Origin of the sequence: Kitasatospora sp. CB02891 (assembly GCF_002803145.1) — a bacterium.
GTDB lineage: Bacteria > Actinomycetota > Actinomycetes > Streptomycetales > Streptomycetaceae > Kitasatospora > Kitasatospora griseola.
Genome location: NZ_NNBO01000001.1, coordinates 754,886 through 770,944, shown reverse-complemented (window position 1 = coordinate 770,944; position 16,059 = coordinate 754,886). Strand labels below are relative to the sequence as shown.

The 16,059-nt window shown below is 72.2% G+C and carries 12 protein-coding genes; 3 read left to right on the top strand and 9 right to left on the bottom strand.

The window, feature by feature from the left end:
* Positions 1 to 51: 51 nt before the first annotated feature.
* The 3 genes from CG736_RS03655 to CG736_RS03645 form a co-directional block, all read right to left on the bottom strand.
* Positions 52 to 2,154 carry a prolyl oligopeptidase family serine peptidase gene (locus CG736_RS03655; protein ID WP_100584648.1) on the bottom strand — a complete coding sequence of 701 codons (2,103 nt, stop codon included), beginning with the start codon at positions 2,152 to 2,154 and terminating at the stop codon, positions 52 to 54.
* A gap of 240 nt (positions 2,155 to 2,394) precedes the next feature.
* Entirely contained in the window at positions 2,395 to 2,724 is a 330-nt protein-coding gene (locus CG736_RS03650; protein ID WP_043911599.1) for a helix-turn-helix transcriptional regulator, read from the bottom strand.
* Positions 2,725 to 2,770: 46 nt separating this feature from the next.
* Positions 2,771 to 3,145 (bottom strand): hypothetical protein, encoded by a 375-nt coding sequence (locus tag CG736_RS03645; RefSeq protein WP_100584647.1) that lies wholly within the window; start codon positions 3,143 to 3,145, stop codon positions 2,771 to 2,773.
* A gap of 499 nt (positions 3,146 to 3,644) precedes the next feature.
* Between CG736_RS03645 and CG736_RS03640 the strand changes: the two genes are divergently transcribed.
* Both CG736_RS03640 and CG736_RS38520 read left to right on the top strand, forming a co-directional pair.
* Positions 3,645 to 5,084: a hypothetical protein gene (locus tag CG736_RS03640; protein WP_100584646.1), complete on the top strand. Its 1,440-nt coding sequence runs from the start codon at positions 3,645 to 3,647 to the stop codon at positions 5,082 to 5,084.
* A 101-nt stretch (positions 5,085 to 5,185) separates the two neighbouring features.
* Complete coding sequence (locus CG736_RS38520; protein ID WP_100584645.1) at positions 5,186 to 6,451, top strand: transglycosylase family protein; 1,266 nt, start codon at positions 5,186 to 5,188, stop codon at positions 6,449 to 6,451.
* 425 nt (positions 6,452 to 6,876) lie between these two features.
* Here the strand turns inward: CG736_RS38520 and CG736_RS03630 are convergent, their stop codons facing one another.
* Positions 6,877 to 7,608 carry a hypothetical protein gene (locus tag CG736_RS03630; RefSeq protein ID WP_100584644.1) on the bottom strand — a complete coding sequence of 244 codons (732 nt, stop codon included), beginning with the start codon at positions 7,606 to 7,608 and terminating at the stop codon, positions 6,877 to 6,879.
* A 310-nt stretch (positions 7,609 to 7,918) separates the two neighbouring features.
* Between CG736_RS03630 and CG736_RS03625 the strand changes: the two genes are divergently transcribed.
* Positions 7,919 to 10,768, top strand: a complete 2,850-nt coding sequence (locus CG736_RS03625) for an RNA helicase (RefSeq protein ID WP_100584643.1) — start codon at positions 7,919 to 7,921, stop codon at positions 10,766 to 10,768.
* Positions 10,769 to 10,862: 94 nt separating this feature from the next.
* On the opposite strand, the gene CG736_RS03620 is transcribed toward CG736_RS03625, so the two are convergent.
* From CG736_RS03620 to CG736_RS03600, 5 genes are read right to left on the bottom strand one after another with little or no spacing between them, the layout of a single operon-like run.
* Complete coding sequence (locus CG736_RS03620; protein ID WP_100584642.1) at positions 10,863 to 12,062, bottom strand: ornithine decarboxylase; 1,200 nt, start codon at positions 12,060 to 12,062, stop codon at positions 10,863 to 10,865.
* Complete coding sequence (locus CG736_RS03615; protein WP_100584641.1) at positions 12,059 to 13,054, bottom strand: alpha-ketoacid dehydrogenase subunit beta; 996 nt, start codon at positions 13,052 to 13,054, stop codon at positions 12,059 to 12,061. Before CG736_RS03615 ends, CG736_RS03620 begins: the two co-directional genes overlap by 4 nt.
* Positions 13,051 to 14,046, bottom strand: a complete 996-nt coding sequence (locus tag CG736_RS03610; protein WP_232733762.1) for a thiamine pyrophosphate-dependent dehydrogenase E1 component subunit alpha — start codon at positions 14,044 to 14,046, stop codon at positions 13,051 to 13,053. Before CG736_RS03610 ends, CG736_RS03615 begins: the two co-directional genes overlap by 4 nt.
* Complete coding sequence (locus tag CG736_RS03605; RefSeq protein WP_100584640.1) at positions 14,043 to 14,957, bottom strand: phytanoyl-CoA dioxygenase family protein; 915 nt, start codon at positions 14,955 to 14,957, stop codon at positions 14,043 to 14,045. The genes CG736_RS03610 and CG736_RS03605 overlap by 4 nt, the downstream gene beginning before the upstream one ends.
* 47 nt (positions 14,958 to 15,004) lie before the next feature.
* Positions 15,005 to 15,997: a VOC family protein gene (locus CG736_RS03600; RefSeq protein ID WP_100584639.1), complete on the bottom strand. Its 993-nt coding sequence runs from the start codon at positions 15,995 to 15,997 to the stop codon at positions 15,005 to 15,007.
* Between the last annotated feature and the right edge of the window lie 62 nt (positions 15,998 to 16,059).

Sequence of the window (16,059 nt, the reverse complement as noted above, 5' to 3'; positions counted from 1 at the left end):
TAGGAAAGGGGGAGGTAAAGGAATGGTCGGTAATATTTCACATGTCATGCATCAAGAGGAAGGGGTAGCGCCCAACTCCTGCCGCAGGCCCAACTCCTCGCGGAGGAAGGCGAGCTCCACCGCCGCCAGCCGCTCCAGCTCGCCGTCCGGCAGCATGTGGCTCACCCCCGGCAGCGGCAGCACCGCGTGCGGACGCCCCGCCCGGTTCAGCGCCTGCGACAGCAGCAGCGAGTGCGACGGGTGCACGTTGTCGTCCGCCAACCCGTGGATCAGCAGCAGCGGACGGCGCAGTGAGGGCGCGTCGGCCAGCAGGCAGTCCGCCTCGTACCCCTGCGGGTTGTCCTGCGGCAGCCCCAAGTAGCGCTCGGTGTACGCCGTGTCGTACAGCCGGAAGTCGGTCGGCGGCGCACCCGCGCTCGCCACGTGGAACACGTCCGGGCGGCGCAGCACCGCCAGCGCCGCGAAGTACCCGCCGTACGACCAGCCGCGCACGCCCACCCGGGTCAGGTCCAGATCCGGGTGCTCCGCGCCCAGCGCCTGCAGCGCCGCCACCTGGTCGTCGATCGCCACCTGCGAGAAGCGGCGGAAGATCGCCCGGGTGAACTCCGGTGACACGAAAGGCGTTCCGCGGTTGTCCACGGTCACCACCGCGAAGCCCTGGTCGGCCCACCACTGCTTCAGCTGCCAGCGGCGCGGCTCGTTCGCCACCGCCTGGAAGCCCGGCCCGCCGTACACGTCCAGCAGCACCGGCAGTCGGTTCCCCGCCACGTGCCCGCGCGGGTACAGCACCGCCGAGGGCAGCCCGTGCTCGGTGACCCGTCGCAGCAACGGCTCGGGCCGGTAGGGGAGTTCGGCCGACAGGTCGGGGAACGAGGTGCGGGCGTCGCCGGGCCCGACCAGCTCGCGGCGGACGCCGTCGAGGGACGCCGAGACGAGCAGCAGCACGCCCTCGCCGTGCGCGGCCACGCTGTGCACGCCCGGGCCCTCGGTGAGCCGCTCCGGCGCGCCGCCGTCCGGGTCCAGCAGGAACACCTGCTGGTCGGCCGGGTCGCCGTCGCCCGCCTCGACCAACAGGCCGCCGTGCCACGGCCCGACCACCCGGCGCACCTGCAGACGCTCGTCCGTCAGCGCCTTGCCGTCCAGCGCCAGCCCGCGCGCCGCCGGGGTGTCCGCCGAGGTCAGCACCCGCCCGTCGGGCAGCCGCAGCGGCGTGCCCGGCAGCGGGTCCACCCAGAACTCGTCCTCGGTGCGGGAGAGTTCGCGCGTGACGCCGGTGGCCGGGTCGGCGCTCAGCAGCAGCACCCGCTGCTGCAGGCGGTCCGCGACGGTCAGCAGGATCTCCCCGTCGCCCTCCCAGTCGGCCGCCAGCAGGTACGGGAACTCGGCGTCGTCCCAGCGCAGTCGGGTGCGGTCGCCGGACAGCCGCAGCACCCACAGCTGGACGTCCGCGTTCGGGCCGCCCGCCTGCGGGTACGCGAACGACTCCGGCTCCCGCTCCGGGTGCGCCGGGTCGGCGAAGTGCCGGAGCGGCACCGCCGATTCGTCCACCCGGGCGGCCAGCACCGCGGAGCCGTCGGGCGACCACCAGTGGCCCCGGGAGCGGCCCAGCTCCTCCGCCGCCGCGAACTCCGCCACGCCCCAGCGGGCCCCGTCCGCCGGGCTGAGCCGGCCGCCCGAGGTCAGGTGCAGCGCGTCGTCCGCGACGTACGCGACCAGCGCGCCGTCCGCGCTCGGGCGCGGGTCGAACGCGGGCCCGGCGACCGGGAGTTCGGTGCAGGAGCCGGTCACGGTGTCGCACCGGAACAGCCGGCCGTCGAGGGTGAAGACCGCGGTGGCGAGATCGGCCGTGGCCGCGAACGAGCCGATGCCGGGCGCCCACACCCGGATCCGCTCGCGCAGCCGGCGCTCCACCGGCGGCAGGTCCGCGACCGCGCCGGTGCGCCCGGGCGCCAGCGCCAACGGGTCGGCCACCAGCCGCTCCTGGCCGGTCGTCAGGTCGAAGCTCCACAGGCGCTCGACCGGGTCGGTCGGGCCGGTGGAGCGCAGGAACAGGGCGCGGCGGGCGTCGGCGGCGAGGGTGACGGCGCGGGGCGAGCCGTAGCTGAAGCGGCCGGTGGCGGCGCTCAGCGCGAGAAAGGGGTCGGTGTGAGTCACCAGCCGATCGTTGCGGGGCAGGGGTGGGTTCGGCTAGAAGTATGACCTGTGAAATGTCACACAGCATAAGCACCCGAGCCGCCGTACGCTGCGGCAGTCACCGCGGCGGCGACCACGGCTGGGGCAACGGGCTGCGCTCCGGAGTGCACCGGCCGCGCGGTCTGCCTGCCGCCGGAGCTCGCGCGGCGAGACGTCATGAGCGGGCCACCCGGCGCTGGCGGCGGGTGGCCCGTCGGCGTGTCAGGGGGAGGCGCGGAGCTCCTCCAGCAGCATGCCCTGATCGGCGAGCAGCTCGGTGAGTATCCGGCGGGCGGTGCGCAGCAGTTCGGCGACGTCGGCGCCGGCCAGCGCGTAGACCACCGTGGAACCCTCGCGGGTGGCGGTGACCAGGCCGGAGCGGCGCAGGATGGCCAACTGCTGGGAGAGGCTGGACGGTTCGACGTCGAGTTCGGGCAGCAGCTCACGGACGGGCGTCGGCCCCGCCTGGAGCAGTTCGAGCACTCGGATCCGGACCGGATGGCCGAGCATCCGGAAGAACTCGGCCTTGGCCTGGTACAGCGGTACGGGCATGCTTCCTCCCCTTGTCTCCGGCGGCCCGTGGGCCGCCGCCCCGCGCTCAGACCTCCAGGGACGCCTCGATCCGCTTCAACTGGTGCCGGGCCATCGCCAGGTTGGACCGGCTGCGGTTGAGCGCGAGGTAGAGGAACAGCCCGCGCCCGCCGGCCGTGGTCAGCGGGCGGATCAGGTGGTACTGCCCGGTCAGGGTGACCAGGATGTCCTCGATCCCGTCGTCGTGGAGGTTGAGCATCTCCATCGCCCGCATCTTGGCACGCACCAGGTCGGTGTTGGCGGCCGCGGCGACATTCAGGTCGATCTCCCCGCCGTCGCCGAGAGTCCCCAGCGCCATTCCGCTGCCGTAGTCCACCAGTGCCACGCCGATGGCTCCTTCGATGGTCATGGCTTCCTTGAGCGAGGTTTCGAGATTCGCCATCGCCTGTCCTCCTGCTGCTGTCGCGGCCTGCTCGGTCGGCACGACTGTAGGAACCGGATCGCACTTCGGCCATCTGCCGACCACAACTGTTCGACTCTGGCCGCAGCCTGATCGATCGACACCGATTCGCCGACCACATGAAGACATTTGCAACTCTGGATGTGAACAGTTCGCGTGAGTCGCCGCCCCGCCGAACCTAGGCGCGATCCGCTGGGCGAGGGGGCGCACTCCTGTCATGGACATGTCCCCGTGTCCGGCTTCGGACTGGCCGATTGACGACACCCGAAACGGCTTCCGGCGGCCCTCGCGGCGGGCGAAGCTACTGATCGCCGCCGGGGGGGGGTCGACGCCCCGGGCAGCGCCGCCGCTGCGAACCGGCCGTCGCCCCGGCTTGTCGCGCCCGGCCGCTGTGCGCGCAGGACGGGCGTCCGCCGGCGCCCCGCCGAGCCGCCCACGCATCACTCCAGGTTTTCCGAACCCGCCACGAGAGGACTTCGCCGTGCCTTCTTCCCGCAGCTCCAAGTTCGTCCGCTTCGCTCTGGCCGCCGCCATCACGCTCTCCGGTGCCGTCGCGACCACCGCCGCCACGGTGGCCACCGCGACCACCGCCCAGGCCGCCTCGTCCGTGGGCGGCCCGATCACCCGCAGCGAGGTCATCCAGCGGGCCCAGTACTGGATCGGCAAGCCGATCCCCTACAACCAGGGCGGCACGTACCCGGACTCCTCCGGCCGCAACTACCGCACCGACTGCGGCGGTTACGTCGACATGGCGTGGCACCTCGCAGACGGCCCCAACACCCAGGGGCTCGAAAGCAGTGCCTACACCACGCAGATCTCCCGCAGCGACCTGAAGGCCGGCGACATCCTCAACAGCTACCGGGACCACGTGATCCTGTTCGAGAAGTGGGACGACTCCGCACACACCGTCTTCTCCTACTACTCCTTCGGCTCCACCCCCGTGAAGCACGTCACCGGCGTCTCCATCAACGCCGCCTACTTCGACTCGCACCCCAACGGCGACTACAAGGCCCTGCGCTACAACAAGATCGTCGACGACGCGACCGTCATGCCGACGAATGTGCAGCTCGACATCGTGGGTGGGGACGGTGCGTTGTACAGCCAGTTCGGCAACTACTCGTCGGGTTCGTTCAATTCGGCGTGGGCGGCGATCTCGGGTGTTCCGATCAGCCGGCTGACGAGTGTGAACGTGGGCGGGAACCTGGTGCACTTCTACGCGGTGGCGGACGGCCGGGTGTTCGGGCGCGACCACATTCCGTCGAGCAACACGTGGACGGGCTGGTCGGAGATTCCGGGCGGCGCTTCCGGGGTCAAGGACATCGCCGCGACCGCTGTCGGCAGCAATGTGATCCTCTCGATCGTCGGTGGCGACGGAGCGCTCTACACGCAGTTCGGGAACTACGACGCCGGTCACTTCGACGCGTCGTGGGTGCGCCGCAGCGGTGCGGAGCTGACCCGGATCACGAGCGTCACGGGCGACAGCAACACCGTTCGAATCTACGCCGTTGGTCCCGGCGGCCGGGTCTACGGCGCCGACTACACGCTCTACGCCAACAGCGTCGGTGCGTGGGGCGAGATCCCGGGCGGTGCGACCGGGGTCAAGGACATCACGGCCAGCACGAGCGGCACCAACGTGATCCTTTCGATGATCGGCGCCGACGGCACGCTCTACACGCAGTTCGGGAACTACGACGCCGGCCACTTCGACCCGTCGTGGGTGCGGCGCAGCGGCGTGGAACTGACCAACCTGTCCAGCGTCCCCGCCTTCAACGGCGACGTGGTCCGCATCTACGCGGTCGGTCCCGGCGGCCGGGTCTACGGCGCGGACTACACCCTCTACAGCAACAACGTCGGCGCGTGGGGCGAGATCCCGGGCAACGCCACCAACGCCCAGGACATCGCCGCCGCCAACTCCAACTGACACCGACCCGCCCGGACGGGCGGGCGAGACGCGAGGCGCGTCGATCCACGCCCGTCCGGGTCCCCTCCTGCCTCCTGCCGCACCGATCGAAGGAAACCGCCATGCCGTCGTCCGCCCGCCTGAAGTGCTCCCTGGTCGTCGCAGCCGCGTCGCTGCTCACCGTGCTCGCACCCGCCGCCACTGTCGGCACCGCCTCCGCCGCGTCCGTGAGCACCTGGGACAAGGTCGCCCAGTGCGAGAGCGGCGGAAACTGGAGCATCAACACCAACAACGGCTACTACGGTGGGCTGCAGTTCGACTCCGGCACCTGGGCGGCCTACGGCGGACGGCAGTACGCACCGCAGGCCAACCTCGCCAGCAAGCAGCAGCAGATCCTGATAGGCGAGAAGGTCCTTGCCGTCCAGGGCCAGGGCGCCTGGCACACCTGTGGCCCGCAGGCCGGACTCGGCGCCGACCACGCCGACCCGTACCCGTCCGTGCCGCCCGTGACGTCGCAGCCGACGAATGTGCAGCTCGACATCGTGGGTGGGGACGGTGCGTTGTACAGCCAGTTCGGCAACTACTCGTCGGGTTCGTTCAATTCGGCGTGGGCGGCGATCTCGGGTGTTCCGATCAGCCGGCTGACGAGTGTGAACGTGGGCGGGAACCTGGTGCACTTCTACGCGGTGGCGGACGGCCGGGTGTTCGGGCGCGACCACATTCCGTCGAGCAACACGTGGACGGGCTGGTCGGAGATTCCGGGCGGCGCTTCCGGGGTCAAGGACATCGCGGCCAGTGCGAGTGGCAGCAGTGTGATCCTGTCGATCGTCGGTGGCGACGGGGCGCTGTACACGCAGTTCGGGAACTACGACGCCGGTCACTTCGACGCGTCGTGGGTGCGTCGAGGCGGTGCGGAGCTGACCCGGATCACCAGTGTCACGGGCAACAGCGACACGATTCGGATCTACGGGGTCGGCGCGGGCGGCCGGGTGTACGGCGCGGACTACACGCTCTACGCCAACAATGTCGGTGCGTGGGGCGAGATCCCGGGCGGTGCGACCGGGGTCAAGGACATCACCGCCAGCACGAGCGGCACCAACGTGATCCTGTCGATGATCGGTGGCGACGGGGCGCTGTACACGCAGTTCGGGAACTACGACGCCGGCCACTTCGACGCCGCGTGGGTGCGGCGCAGCGGCGTGGAGCTGACCAACCTGTCGAGCGTCCCGGCGAACAACGGCGACGTGGTCCGCATCTACGCGGTCGGCCCGGGCGGCCGGGTGTACGGCGCGGACTTCACGCTCTACAGCAACAGTGTCGGCGCGTGGGGCGAGATCCCGGGCAACGCCACCAACGCCCGGGACATCGCCGCCGCGAACTCGAACTGACGCCGAGCCACTTGCGCCTGGGGGCAGCAGAACGTGACGGAGCCCGGGAGCGGTATCCAGCTCCCGGGCTCCTGAGGTGCCACCCAATTGCTCTGCGCCGGCACGTTTAAGGCCGAGGGTCACTCTCACAACGTCGTGCTTTGCCATTGAAGCTACCGCGCCAGGAAGAGGCGCAGGCGGGAGTCGAACCCGCATCCGACGTTACCGGCCCTCGACCGGTCGATCCGGCGCTCGGCGGCGAATGCTGAGACTTGAGCGAGAGTCTGAGATTGACGGGGTTGCCTCTGCCTGGTTGGGCCACCCCGGCGCGTGTGGTGCCGGGGGGAGGACTCGAACCTCCACCTGTGCCCCGAAGTCAGCTTCAACTTCAGTGTCAGCTTGCGCTTCTCGCGCCACCCCCGGTCTCACCCGGGGGGCTCTTGGGGCTACCCGAACAGGTAGCCGAACACGGCGTCGCCGACCCGGCGGTCGGTGACCTCCGAGGCGTTCGCCTCCTCACGGGCGAACTGCACCGCCTGCTGGAGCTTCTCCACCCGCTCCAGCAGCTCGTTCACCCGGCGCGCGGGCAGCGCGCCGGAGAACTTCACGGTCGTCCAGTACCCGATCGCGACGTCCTCGTAGTAGACCTCGACCTGCGCCGGGTGCTTCTCCGTCGCCTCCGCCTTCACGTGGTTGCGCGGCACCTTCTTGGTGCGGATGGTGCGCACCGCCTCGGTCTTCCACGCGTCCGAGGACGGGTCGTGCGACCAGGACTCGGCGGCGTCCAGCACCGGCAGCTTGCGGACGAAAGTCCGCAGGTCGGTCAGCTGCTTCTCCAGGAACAGCAGGTACGTGACGGGCGCGTCGGCCACCAGCGTCCGCCCGTCCACCACCACGTCGGCCCGGGCCTCGGTGTTGGCCCAGTCCTTCGTCGCGGTGACGTCGAACAGCCGGGTGAGCGTGGCGGCGGTGGTGCGCAGCACGTCCTCCGCCTTGACCTGCACCCGCGTCGACTCGGGCGGCAACTGCTCGCCCTCCTCGTCCTTCGGCTGGTACGTCCGGGAGATGCCGGCCAGCAGGGCGGGCTTCTGCAGATCCTGGTGAGCCTGCGTCAGCTCCTGGAACGACTTCGACTTGACGCCTTTTTCCACGGCGATGATCTGGTTCAACTTGGCCACGACGAGGACGCTAGCGGAACGCCCGTTCGACCCGCACCGGATTTTCGCGGCCCGGCCCACCTGCGGCGACGCTCACCCCGAGCAGCCGTCCGATCACGCATCGCACCGTCTCCCGCCGGCGATTTCAGCTGCCGGAAAAGTCGGCTGTTGATGTCACTCCAGACGGGTAATCTCAGGCTGAGATGCTCGATCACCACACCCCAAGCACCCGCTGCGCCCCGTCGCCCGCCAGGGCCGCGGCCCCGCAGCCGCAGGCGTCGCCGTCTGCGCCCCCGTCCAGCCACACCCACGGGAAGAAAAGGTGACGCCAGTGCACGGCAGCCCCACGCCCGAAGAGCAGCTCAGCCCCGCCGAGCGGTACGCGGCCTCCCGCGAACGCGCCAAGGAGCAGGCGACGGCCCTCTACGGCTTCCAGCAGTTGTACGACTTCCCGCTCGACGACTTCCAGGTCCGCGCCTGTCAGACGCTGGAGAGCGGCAAGGGCGTCCTGGTCGCCGCCCCCACCGGCAGCGGCAAGACCATCGTCGGTGAGTTCGCCGTCCACCTGGCGCTGGCCGCCGGGCGCAAGTGCTTCTACACCACGCCGATCAAGGCGCTGTCCAACCAGAAGTACGGCGACCTGGTCAAGCGCTACGGCCAGGCCAAGGTCGGCCTGCTCACCGGCGACAACTCCGTCAACGGCGACGCGCCGGTGGTCGTGATGACCACCGAGGTGCTGCGCAACATGCTGTACGCGGGCTCCAGCGCCCTCGACGGCCTCGGCTACGTGGTGATGGACGAGGTCCACTACCTCGCCGACCGGTTCCGCGGCGCCGTCTGGGAGGAGGTCATCATCCACCTCCCCGAATCCGTGATCCTGGCGTCGCTGTCCGCGACCGTCTCCAACGCCGAGGAGTTCGGCGACTGGCTGGACACCGTGCGCGGCGGCACCGAGGTGATCGTCTCCGAGCACCGCCCCGTCCCGCTCTGGCAGCACGTGATGGCCGGCAACCGGATGTACGACCTGTTCGCCAGCCCCGACCGGGACGGCCGCCCCAAGGGCAGCCTGAAGAACCCCGCCAAGGCGGTCAACCCCGAGCTGGTCCGCCTGGCCCGCTCCGAGGCCGACCGCGGCCGGGACAGGTTCGCCCGCGGCCGCGGCCGCTCGATGCCCGCCGGCCGCCCCGGCCGGGTCTGGACGCCGAGCCGGGTCGACGTCATCGACCGGCTGGACGCCGAAGGCCTGCTCCCCGCGATCACCTTCATCTTCAGCCGGGCCGGCTGTGAGGCCGCCGTCCAGCAGTGCCTCAACTCCGGCCTGCGGCTGAACCGCGAGGCCGACCGCGCCACCGTCCGCCGGTTCGTCGAGGAACGCTGCCGCGACATCCCCGACGAGGACCTCAACGTGCTCGGCTACTACGAGTGGCTCGACGGCCTGGAGCGCGGCATCGCCGCCCACCACGCCGGCATGCTGCCCAGGTTCAAGGAAGTCGTCGAGGAACTCTTCGTCAAGGGCCTGGTCAAGGCGGTCTTCGCCACCGAGACGCTCGCCCTCGGCATCAACATGCCCGCCCGCTCGGTGGTCATGGAGAAGCTGGTCAAGTGGAACGGCGAGACCCACGCCGACATCACCCCCGGCGAGTACACCCAGCTCACCGGCCGGGCCGGCCGCCGCGGCATCGACATCGAGGGCCACGCCGTGGTGCTGTGGCAGCGCGGCCTCGACCCGGAGGCGCTGGCTGGCCTGGCCGGCACCCGCACCTACCCGCTGAAGTCCTCCTTCCGCCCGTCCTACAACATGGCCGTCAACCTGGTCGGCCAGTTCGGGCGGCACCGCTCCCGCGAACTGCTGGAGACCTCCTTCGCGCAGTTCCAGGCGGACCGCTCGGTGGTCGGCATCGCCCGCCAGGTCCAGCGCAACGAAGAGGGCCTGGACGGCTACCGCGAGTCGATGACCTGCCACCTCGGCGACTTCGACGAGTACATGTCGCTGCGCCGGCAGCTCAAGGACCGCGAGAACGAGCTCGCCCGCGAGGGCTCCACGCAGCGCCGCGCCGCCGCCGTCGAATCTATCGAGCAGCTCAAGCCCGGCGACATCATCCACGTCCCCACCGGCAAGTTCGCCGGCCTCGCGCTCGTCCTCGACCCCGGCCTCCCCCCGGACGTCCGGGGCAGGCACGGGCGCACCGGGCCGCGCCACCCCGACTACCAGGACGGGCCGCGCCCCGTCGTGCTCACCGCCGAACGCCAGGTCAAGCGCCTCGCGATGATCGACTTCCCGCACCCGGTCGCCGCCATGGACCGGATGCGCATCCCCAAGTCCTTCAACCCGCGCAGCCCGCAGTCCCGCCGCGACCTCGCCTCCGCGCTGCGCACCAAGGCCGGCCACCTCGAACCCGAGCGGTTCCGCAAGGGCCGCGCGGCCGCCGCCGACGACCCCGAGATCGCCCGGCTGCGCGCCGCGCTGCGCCAGCACCCCTGCCACGGCTGCGACGAACGCGAGGACCACGCCCGCTGGTCCGAGCGCTACCACCGCCTGCACCGCGACACCGAACTGCTGGAACGCCGGATGCGCTCCCGCACCCACACCATCGCCCGCACCTTCGACCGGGTCTGCGGCCTGCTCGCCGAGCTCGGCTACCTCAGCGGCGACACCGTCACCGACGACGGCAAGCGGCTGGCCCGGCTCTACGGCGAGCTCGACCTGCTCGCCTCCGAGTGCATCCGCGAAGGCGTCTGGGACGGTCTCGCCGCCGCCGAACTCGCCGCCTGCGCCTCCGCGCTGGTCTACGAGGCCCGGCAGTCCGACGACGCCACCGCTCCCCGGGTCCCCGAGGGCGGCGCCAAGGACGCGCTCGGCCGGATGGTCCGGATCTGGGGCAAGCTCGACGCCCTGGAGGAACAGCACAAGATCTCCACCGCGGAGGGCGTCGGCCAGCGCGAACCCGACCTGGGCTTCGCCTGGGCCGCCTACCGCTGGGCCCTCGGCCACGACCTGGACGCCGTCCTGCGCGACGCCGACATGCCCGCCGGCGACTTCGTCCGCTGGACCAAGCAGCTGATCGACGTCCTCGGCCAGATCCAGGACGCCGCCGGCGACAACGTCGAGCTCCGCCGCACCGCCCGCAAGGCCGTCGACGGGATGCGGCGCGGCATCATCGCGTACTCGTCCGTCGGGTAGCGGTACCTGCGCAGCGGGCCCGGCCGGTCGGCGGCCGGGCCCGTTCGCGTCCGTCCTCGTCGGTGTGGTCGAGCCGGGGACGCCGGGACCGGGGTCAGGCGTCGGCCGGGAGCACCGTGCACGGCAGCGGGTCGAAGCCGTTGAAGCCCTGGGTGAGGTAGCTGACCGCGTACGCGCCGCTGGCGAGGATCCACACCGGGTCGCCGGAGGCCACCGCCCGGGGCACCGGCACCAGGCCGGTGGTGCGCCCGTGCGGGAAGGTGTCGTCGCTGTCGCAGGTCGGGCCGGCGATCACGGCGGGCACGCGGTCCTCGTCCGGGTGGGTCGGGAAGACCAGCCGGTACTGCACCTGGTCCATCTCGTACAGCCCGTTGAACTTCCCGCAGCCCAGGTAGAGCCAGTGCTCCCGCTCGCCGTCCGGCTGCTGACGGTCCGTCAATCGGTAGACGTGGGTGCGGATCGCGCCCTGGTCGGCGACCAGGTGGCGGCCGGGCTCCAGGACGAACGCCAGCTCGCCGCCGTGCAGTCGGCGCAGCCGGTCGAGGCCCCGCCGGACGGTGCGGAAGATCTCGTCGAGCGGTGGTTCGAGCGCGGTGCCGTGCCGGTCGACGTAGCCGAGGGCGGGCAGGCCGCCGCCGAGGTTGACGTGGTCGAGCCGGATCCCGTCCCGTTCGAGCTCCACCATGGCGTCGGCGAGCAGGTCGAAGGCCGCCGCCCAGGCCTCGGCGGTCAGCTGCTGCGAGCCGACGTGCACCGAGAGCCCGGCGGGGGTCAGCCCGGCCGCCCGGGCCGCGGTCATCACCCGGACGGCGTCCGCCGCCGAGCAGCCGTACTTGCGGCTCAGGCCCCAGAGCGCGCCCTTGCCGGTGGTGGCGAGCCGGCAGAACACCCGGGCGCCCGGGGCGTGTTCGGCGATCGCGGCGACGTCCGCGAGGCTGTCGGTGGCGAAGTCCCGGATGCCCAGGCGGTGGGCCTCGGCGATGCCCCGGTCCGACTTGACGGTGTTGCCGTAGTGCACCCGCTCGGCCGGGACGCCGGTGCGCAGCGCCTGGGCGATCTCGTTCGGGCCGGCGGCGTCGAAACCGGCGCCGAGCGCGGCGAGTTCGGCCAGCACCTCGTCCACCGGGCAGGCCTTCATGGCGAACCGGACGGCGACGCCCGGGAGTTCGTCCCGCAGTGCGGTGTAGCGGCGGGTGATGCCGGCCAGGTCGTAGAAGATCCGGTCGTCGCCGGACGCCGCCAGGGCGGAGCGCAACGCCGGGCTGAGGGAGGTGAGTTCGGCGGTCAGGTTCAACGGCCCCGGTCCTCGCGGCTGGAGGTCGGCCGATGCTTCATCACCGCACGGACGGCGTCGCGCAGGTGGTCGCGGTTCGGCTGCAGGGCGCGGTCCAGTGCGGGGGCGAACGGCAGCACGGCGCCGTCCGGGCGGGTGATCCGCCGGGGCGGGGCGATCAGGCGCAGCTCCTCGGCGGCGGTGGCGACGATCTCGCCGCCGATGCCGCAGCTGCGGTTGGAGTCGTCGACGACGACCAGCCGGCCGGTGCGCTCCAGCGAGGCGGCCAGCGCCGTCCAGTCGAACGGGTACAGGGTGCGCGGGTCGAACACCTCGACGGAGACCTCCGGGGCGAGCTCCTCCGCGACGGCCAGCGCGTCGTGCACCAGGTGGCCGACGGCGACCACGGTGACGTCGGCGCCCTCGCGGTGGATCCGGGCCGAGCCGAGCGGGATCGGCGCCAGCTCCCGGGTCACGGTCTCGCGCACCGGCAGGGCGCCGGCCGGGGCGAAGACGACCACCGGGTCCGGGTCGGCGATCGCCGACCGGAGCAGCCCGTAGGCGTCGGCGGGCGTGGCCGGGACCACGGTCTTCATCCCGGCGTGCGCGAACAGGCTGTACGGGTGGTCGGAGTGCTGCCCGGCCCAGCCGTCCCGGGAGCCGGAGCCCGGCACCAGGCAGGTCAGCGGGACGTTCGCCTGGCCGCCGGTCATCAGCGAGAACTTGTGCGCCTGGTTGACGAGTTGCTCGAAGACCAGGAACAGCAGCGAGGGGATCTGGAACTCGATCACCGGCCGCCGCCCGGTCAGCGCGGCGCCGATCGCCATCGAGGTGAACGCCTGCTCGGAGAGCGGGGTGTCGACGATCCGGCCGGGGCCGAAGCGGTCGAGCAGGTTGAGGGTGGGGCCGGCCATTCCGGCGCCGATGTCCTCGCCGAACACGCAGACCGCCGGGTCCTCGGCGAGGGCGTCGGTGAGCGCCCGGTTGAGCGCCTTGGTGTAGGAGAGCCTCATGCCCCGGCCCCCGCCCTCGGACGCATCCCGTCCGCGTAGAGGTGCTCCGACGCGCCGTCGGGGGAAGGGAGTTCGGAGTCGAGCGCGAACTGCCGGGCGGCGGCCAGCTGCTGCGCGACCGAGTCGTCCAGCCGCTCGGCCAGGCCGGGCGGCAGCAGCGCGGCGGCGCGCGGCAGCGGGTCCAGGCCGCGCCAGTCGGCGACCTCTTCCGGGGTGCGGTAGCGCAGTTTCATCAGCCGTTCCATGGTGTGGTGCCCCTCGAAGCGGTAGGTGCGGCACTCCAGGAAGCCCGGGCCGCCGCCGTCGGCGGCCCGCGCGACGGCCTCGGCGGCCGCCGCGCGGACGGCCTCGGTGTCCATCCCGTCCACCTCGACGGCGGGGATCCCGAAGGCGGCGGCCCGGCCGGTGGCGCTGCCGGCCACCGCGGTGGCGGCCGGCAGCGTGGTGGCGTAGCCGTTGTTCTCGCAGACGAACAGCACCGGCAGCCGCCACATCGCGGCCAGGTTGAACGACTCCAGCAGGACGCCCTGGTTGAGCGCGCCGTCGCCGAAGAACGCGACGGCGACCCGGTCCTCGTCGGCCTGCCGGGCCGACCAGGCGGCGCCGACCGCGATCGCACCGCCGGCGCCGACCATGCCGTTGGCGCCCAGGATGCCGAGCGAGAAGTCCGCGGCGTGCATCGAGCCGCCCCGCCCCCGGTTCAACCCGCCGGTGCGGCCCAGCAGTTCGGCCAGCAGCCGGCTCGGGTCCGCGCCCTTGGCGAGCACGTGGCCGTGGCCCCGGTGGGTGGAGGTGATCCGGTCCTGCGGGCGCAGCGCGGCGCAGACGCCGACCGCCACCGCCTCCTGCCCGATGTACGGGTGGATGCCGCCGGTGATCTCCCCGGACTTCACCAGGCCGAGCGCGAGCTCCTCGAAGCCGCGGATCAGCCGCAGCATCCGGTAGCGCCCGGCGGGGGAGCCGAGGTCGGCCGAGCCGGGCAGGCCCGTCACCGGGCTCCCCGCCAGACGACCGGGCAGATCTCCGGGTCGGCGTAGTCGGGGCGGCCGTCGGCGGTGCGGCGGACCAGCACGTCGTGGTTGTACGAGGCGGGGCTGCCGTCCGGGCGGGTGGCGTGGCGGTACGCGTTGGCGCCGTCCTGGAGGTGCAGCGAGATCGCCCGGCGCGGGAAGTCGGCCAGGTTGGCGCCGCTGCCGTGGTAGGTGCGGCAGTGGTGGAAGCTGACGTGCCCGCGCGGGATCACCACCGGGACCTTGCGCACCTCGGCGCCGTTGTGGCGCGCGTTGGCGGCCAGGATCGACTCCAGCTCGGTGCGGTCGCGCTGGGCGAAGTGCCGGGTGGCGTCTTCCTCGGAGGGCAGCTCCGCCCAGCGGTTGCTGCCGTCGACCATGGTGATGGTGCCGTTCTCCACCCCGCAGTCGTGGAACGGGATGAAGGCGGTCAGCATCTCCTCCGAGGTCGAGGTGTGCCAGTAGTGCTTGTCGAAGTGCCACGGCACCTGGTTGGAGGGCTCCTCCGGCACCGGCGGCTTGAAGATCAGCGTCGACTGGAAGATCCGGATCTCCTCGGCCCCGGCGAGCACCGCGGCGACGGCGCCGACCAGCGGCTTGCGCAGGATCGCGGCGATCGCGTCGCTCTCGTAGTGCACGTAGTCGTTGTGCCGCTGGACCGGCCCGTGCGCGGGCTCCCAGGCGGCCAGCCGGGGCGGCCGGACGGCGAGGGTGCGGTCGCGCCGGCCCTCGTAGTAGTCGTCGGTGGCGGCCTGGAGGGTGTCGAGCTCCTGGTCGGTGAACAGCTGCCCGGAGAGGTACCAGCCGTGCTCGCGGTAGCCGGCCACGTCCTCGGGCGTGGGCAGCAGGGCGGTCTCGGCCGGGGTCAGGACGAACTCGGGTGCGACGGTCATGGGGCGGTCCTCCTCGGAGGGCGGTCGGGTCGGGTGGGGGCGGCCGGTCAGACGGCGGCGGCGGCGCGCTGGCGCTCGACCGCCTCGTACAGGGCCTTGATGTTGGCGGTGCCGAAGGTGCCCGCGCCCTGGCGTTCGATCAGCTCCAGGAAGAAGGTCCGCCGGGGGTGGGTGGAGCGGGCGAAGATCTGGAACAGCTGGCCGCCGTGGTCCTGGTCGACCAGCACGTCCAGCTCGCGCAGCGTCCCGACCGGGATCGCGGTGTCGCCGAGCCGCTCGGCCAGGCCGTCGTAGTAGGCGCCGGGGGTGGCCAGGAACTCGACGCCGCGCGAGCGGGCGGTGCGGACGGCGGTGGCGATGTCGTCGGTGCGCAGCGCCAGGTGCTGGACGCCCGCGCCGCCGTGGTCGGCGAGGAAGGTGTCGATCTGGCCGGCCCGGCGGTCGGTGTCCGGCTCGATCAGGGTGAAGGTGACGTCCCCGGAGGGGCTCTGCACCACGCTGGAGTCCATCGCCTGCTCGCCGACCTCGATGTACTCGCCGAAGATCAGGCGCATGCCGAGCGCGGCCTCGCAGAACCGCACGGACGCGGCGAGCCGCCCGGCGGGCACGCAGATCGCGACGTGGTCGAGGGCGTCCAGCAGGTCGCCGCCGGCGGGCTCCGGCGCACTGTCCGGCAGCGGGACGAAGCGCAGCGCGGTGTCGCCGAAGCCGGCGATCAGCGCGCCCGCGCGGTCCAGCACCTCGGCGCCGTGCCGCTCCGCCCGCTCCAGCGCCGCCGCCGGGTCGGCGCAGCCGAGCGCCAGCACGGCGACGCCTTCGCCGTGCCGCTCCACCCAGTCGGCCACCGGGTGGCCGCCGATCCCGCTGGACAGCAGCCGCAGCCGGATGCCGCCCTGGAGCAGGTGGACGGCCCGCAGCCCGGGCGTCCACACGGGCTGGTCGGCGTCGCGCCGGAAGCCGAAGCCGTCCTGCAGTTCGGCGGCGGTCCGCGCGGCGTCCGCGCAGTGGTACTCGACGTGGGTGATCGTCTGGATGGGCAACTGGGCTCCTGGCAGCTGGGATTCGAGCGCGAAGGCAGCGGGTCGTGGCGGCCGCTTCGGCG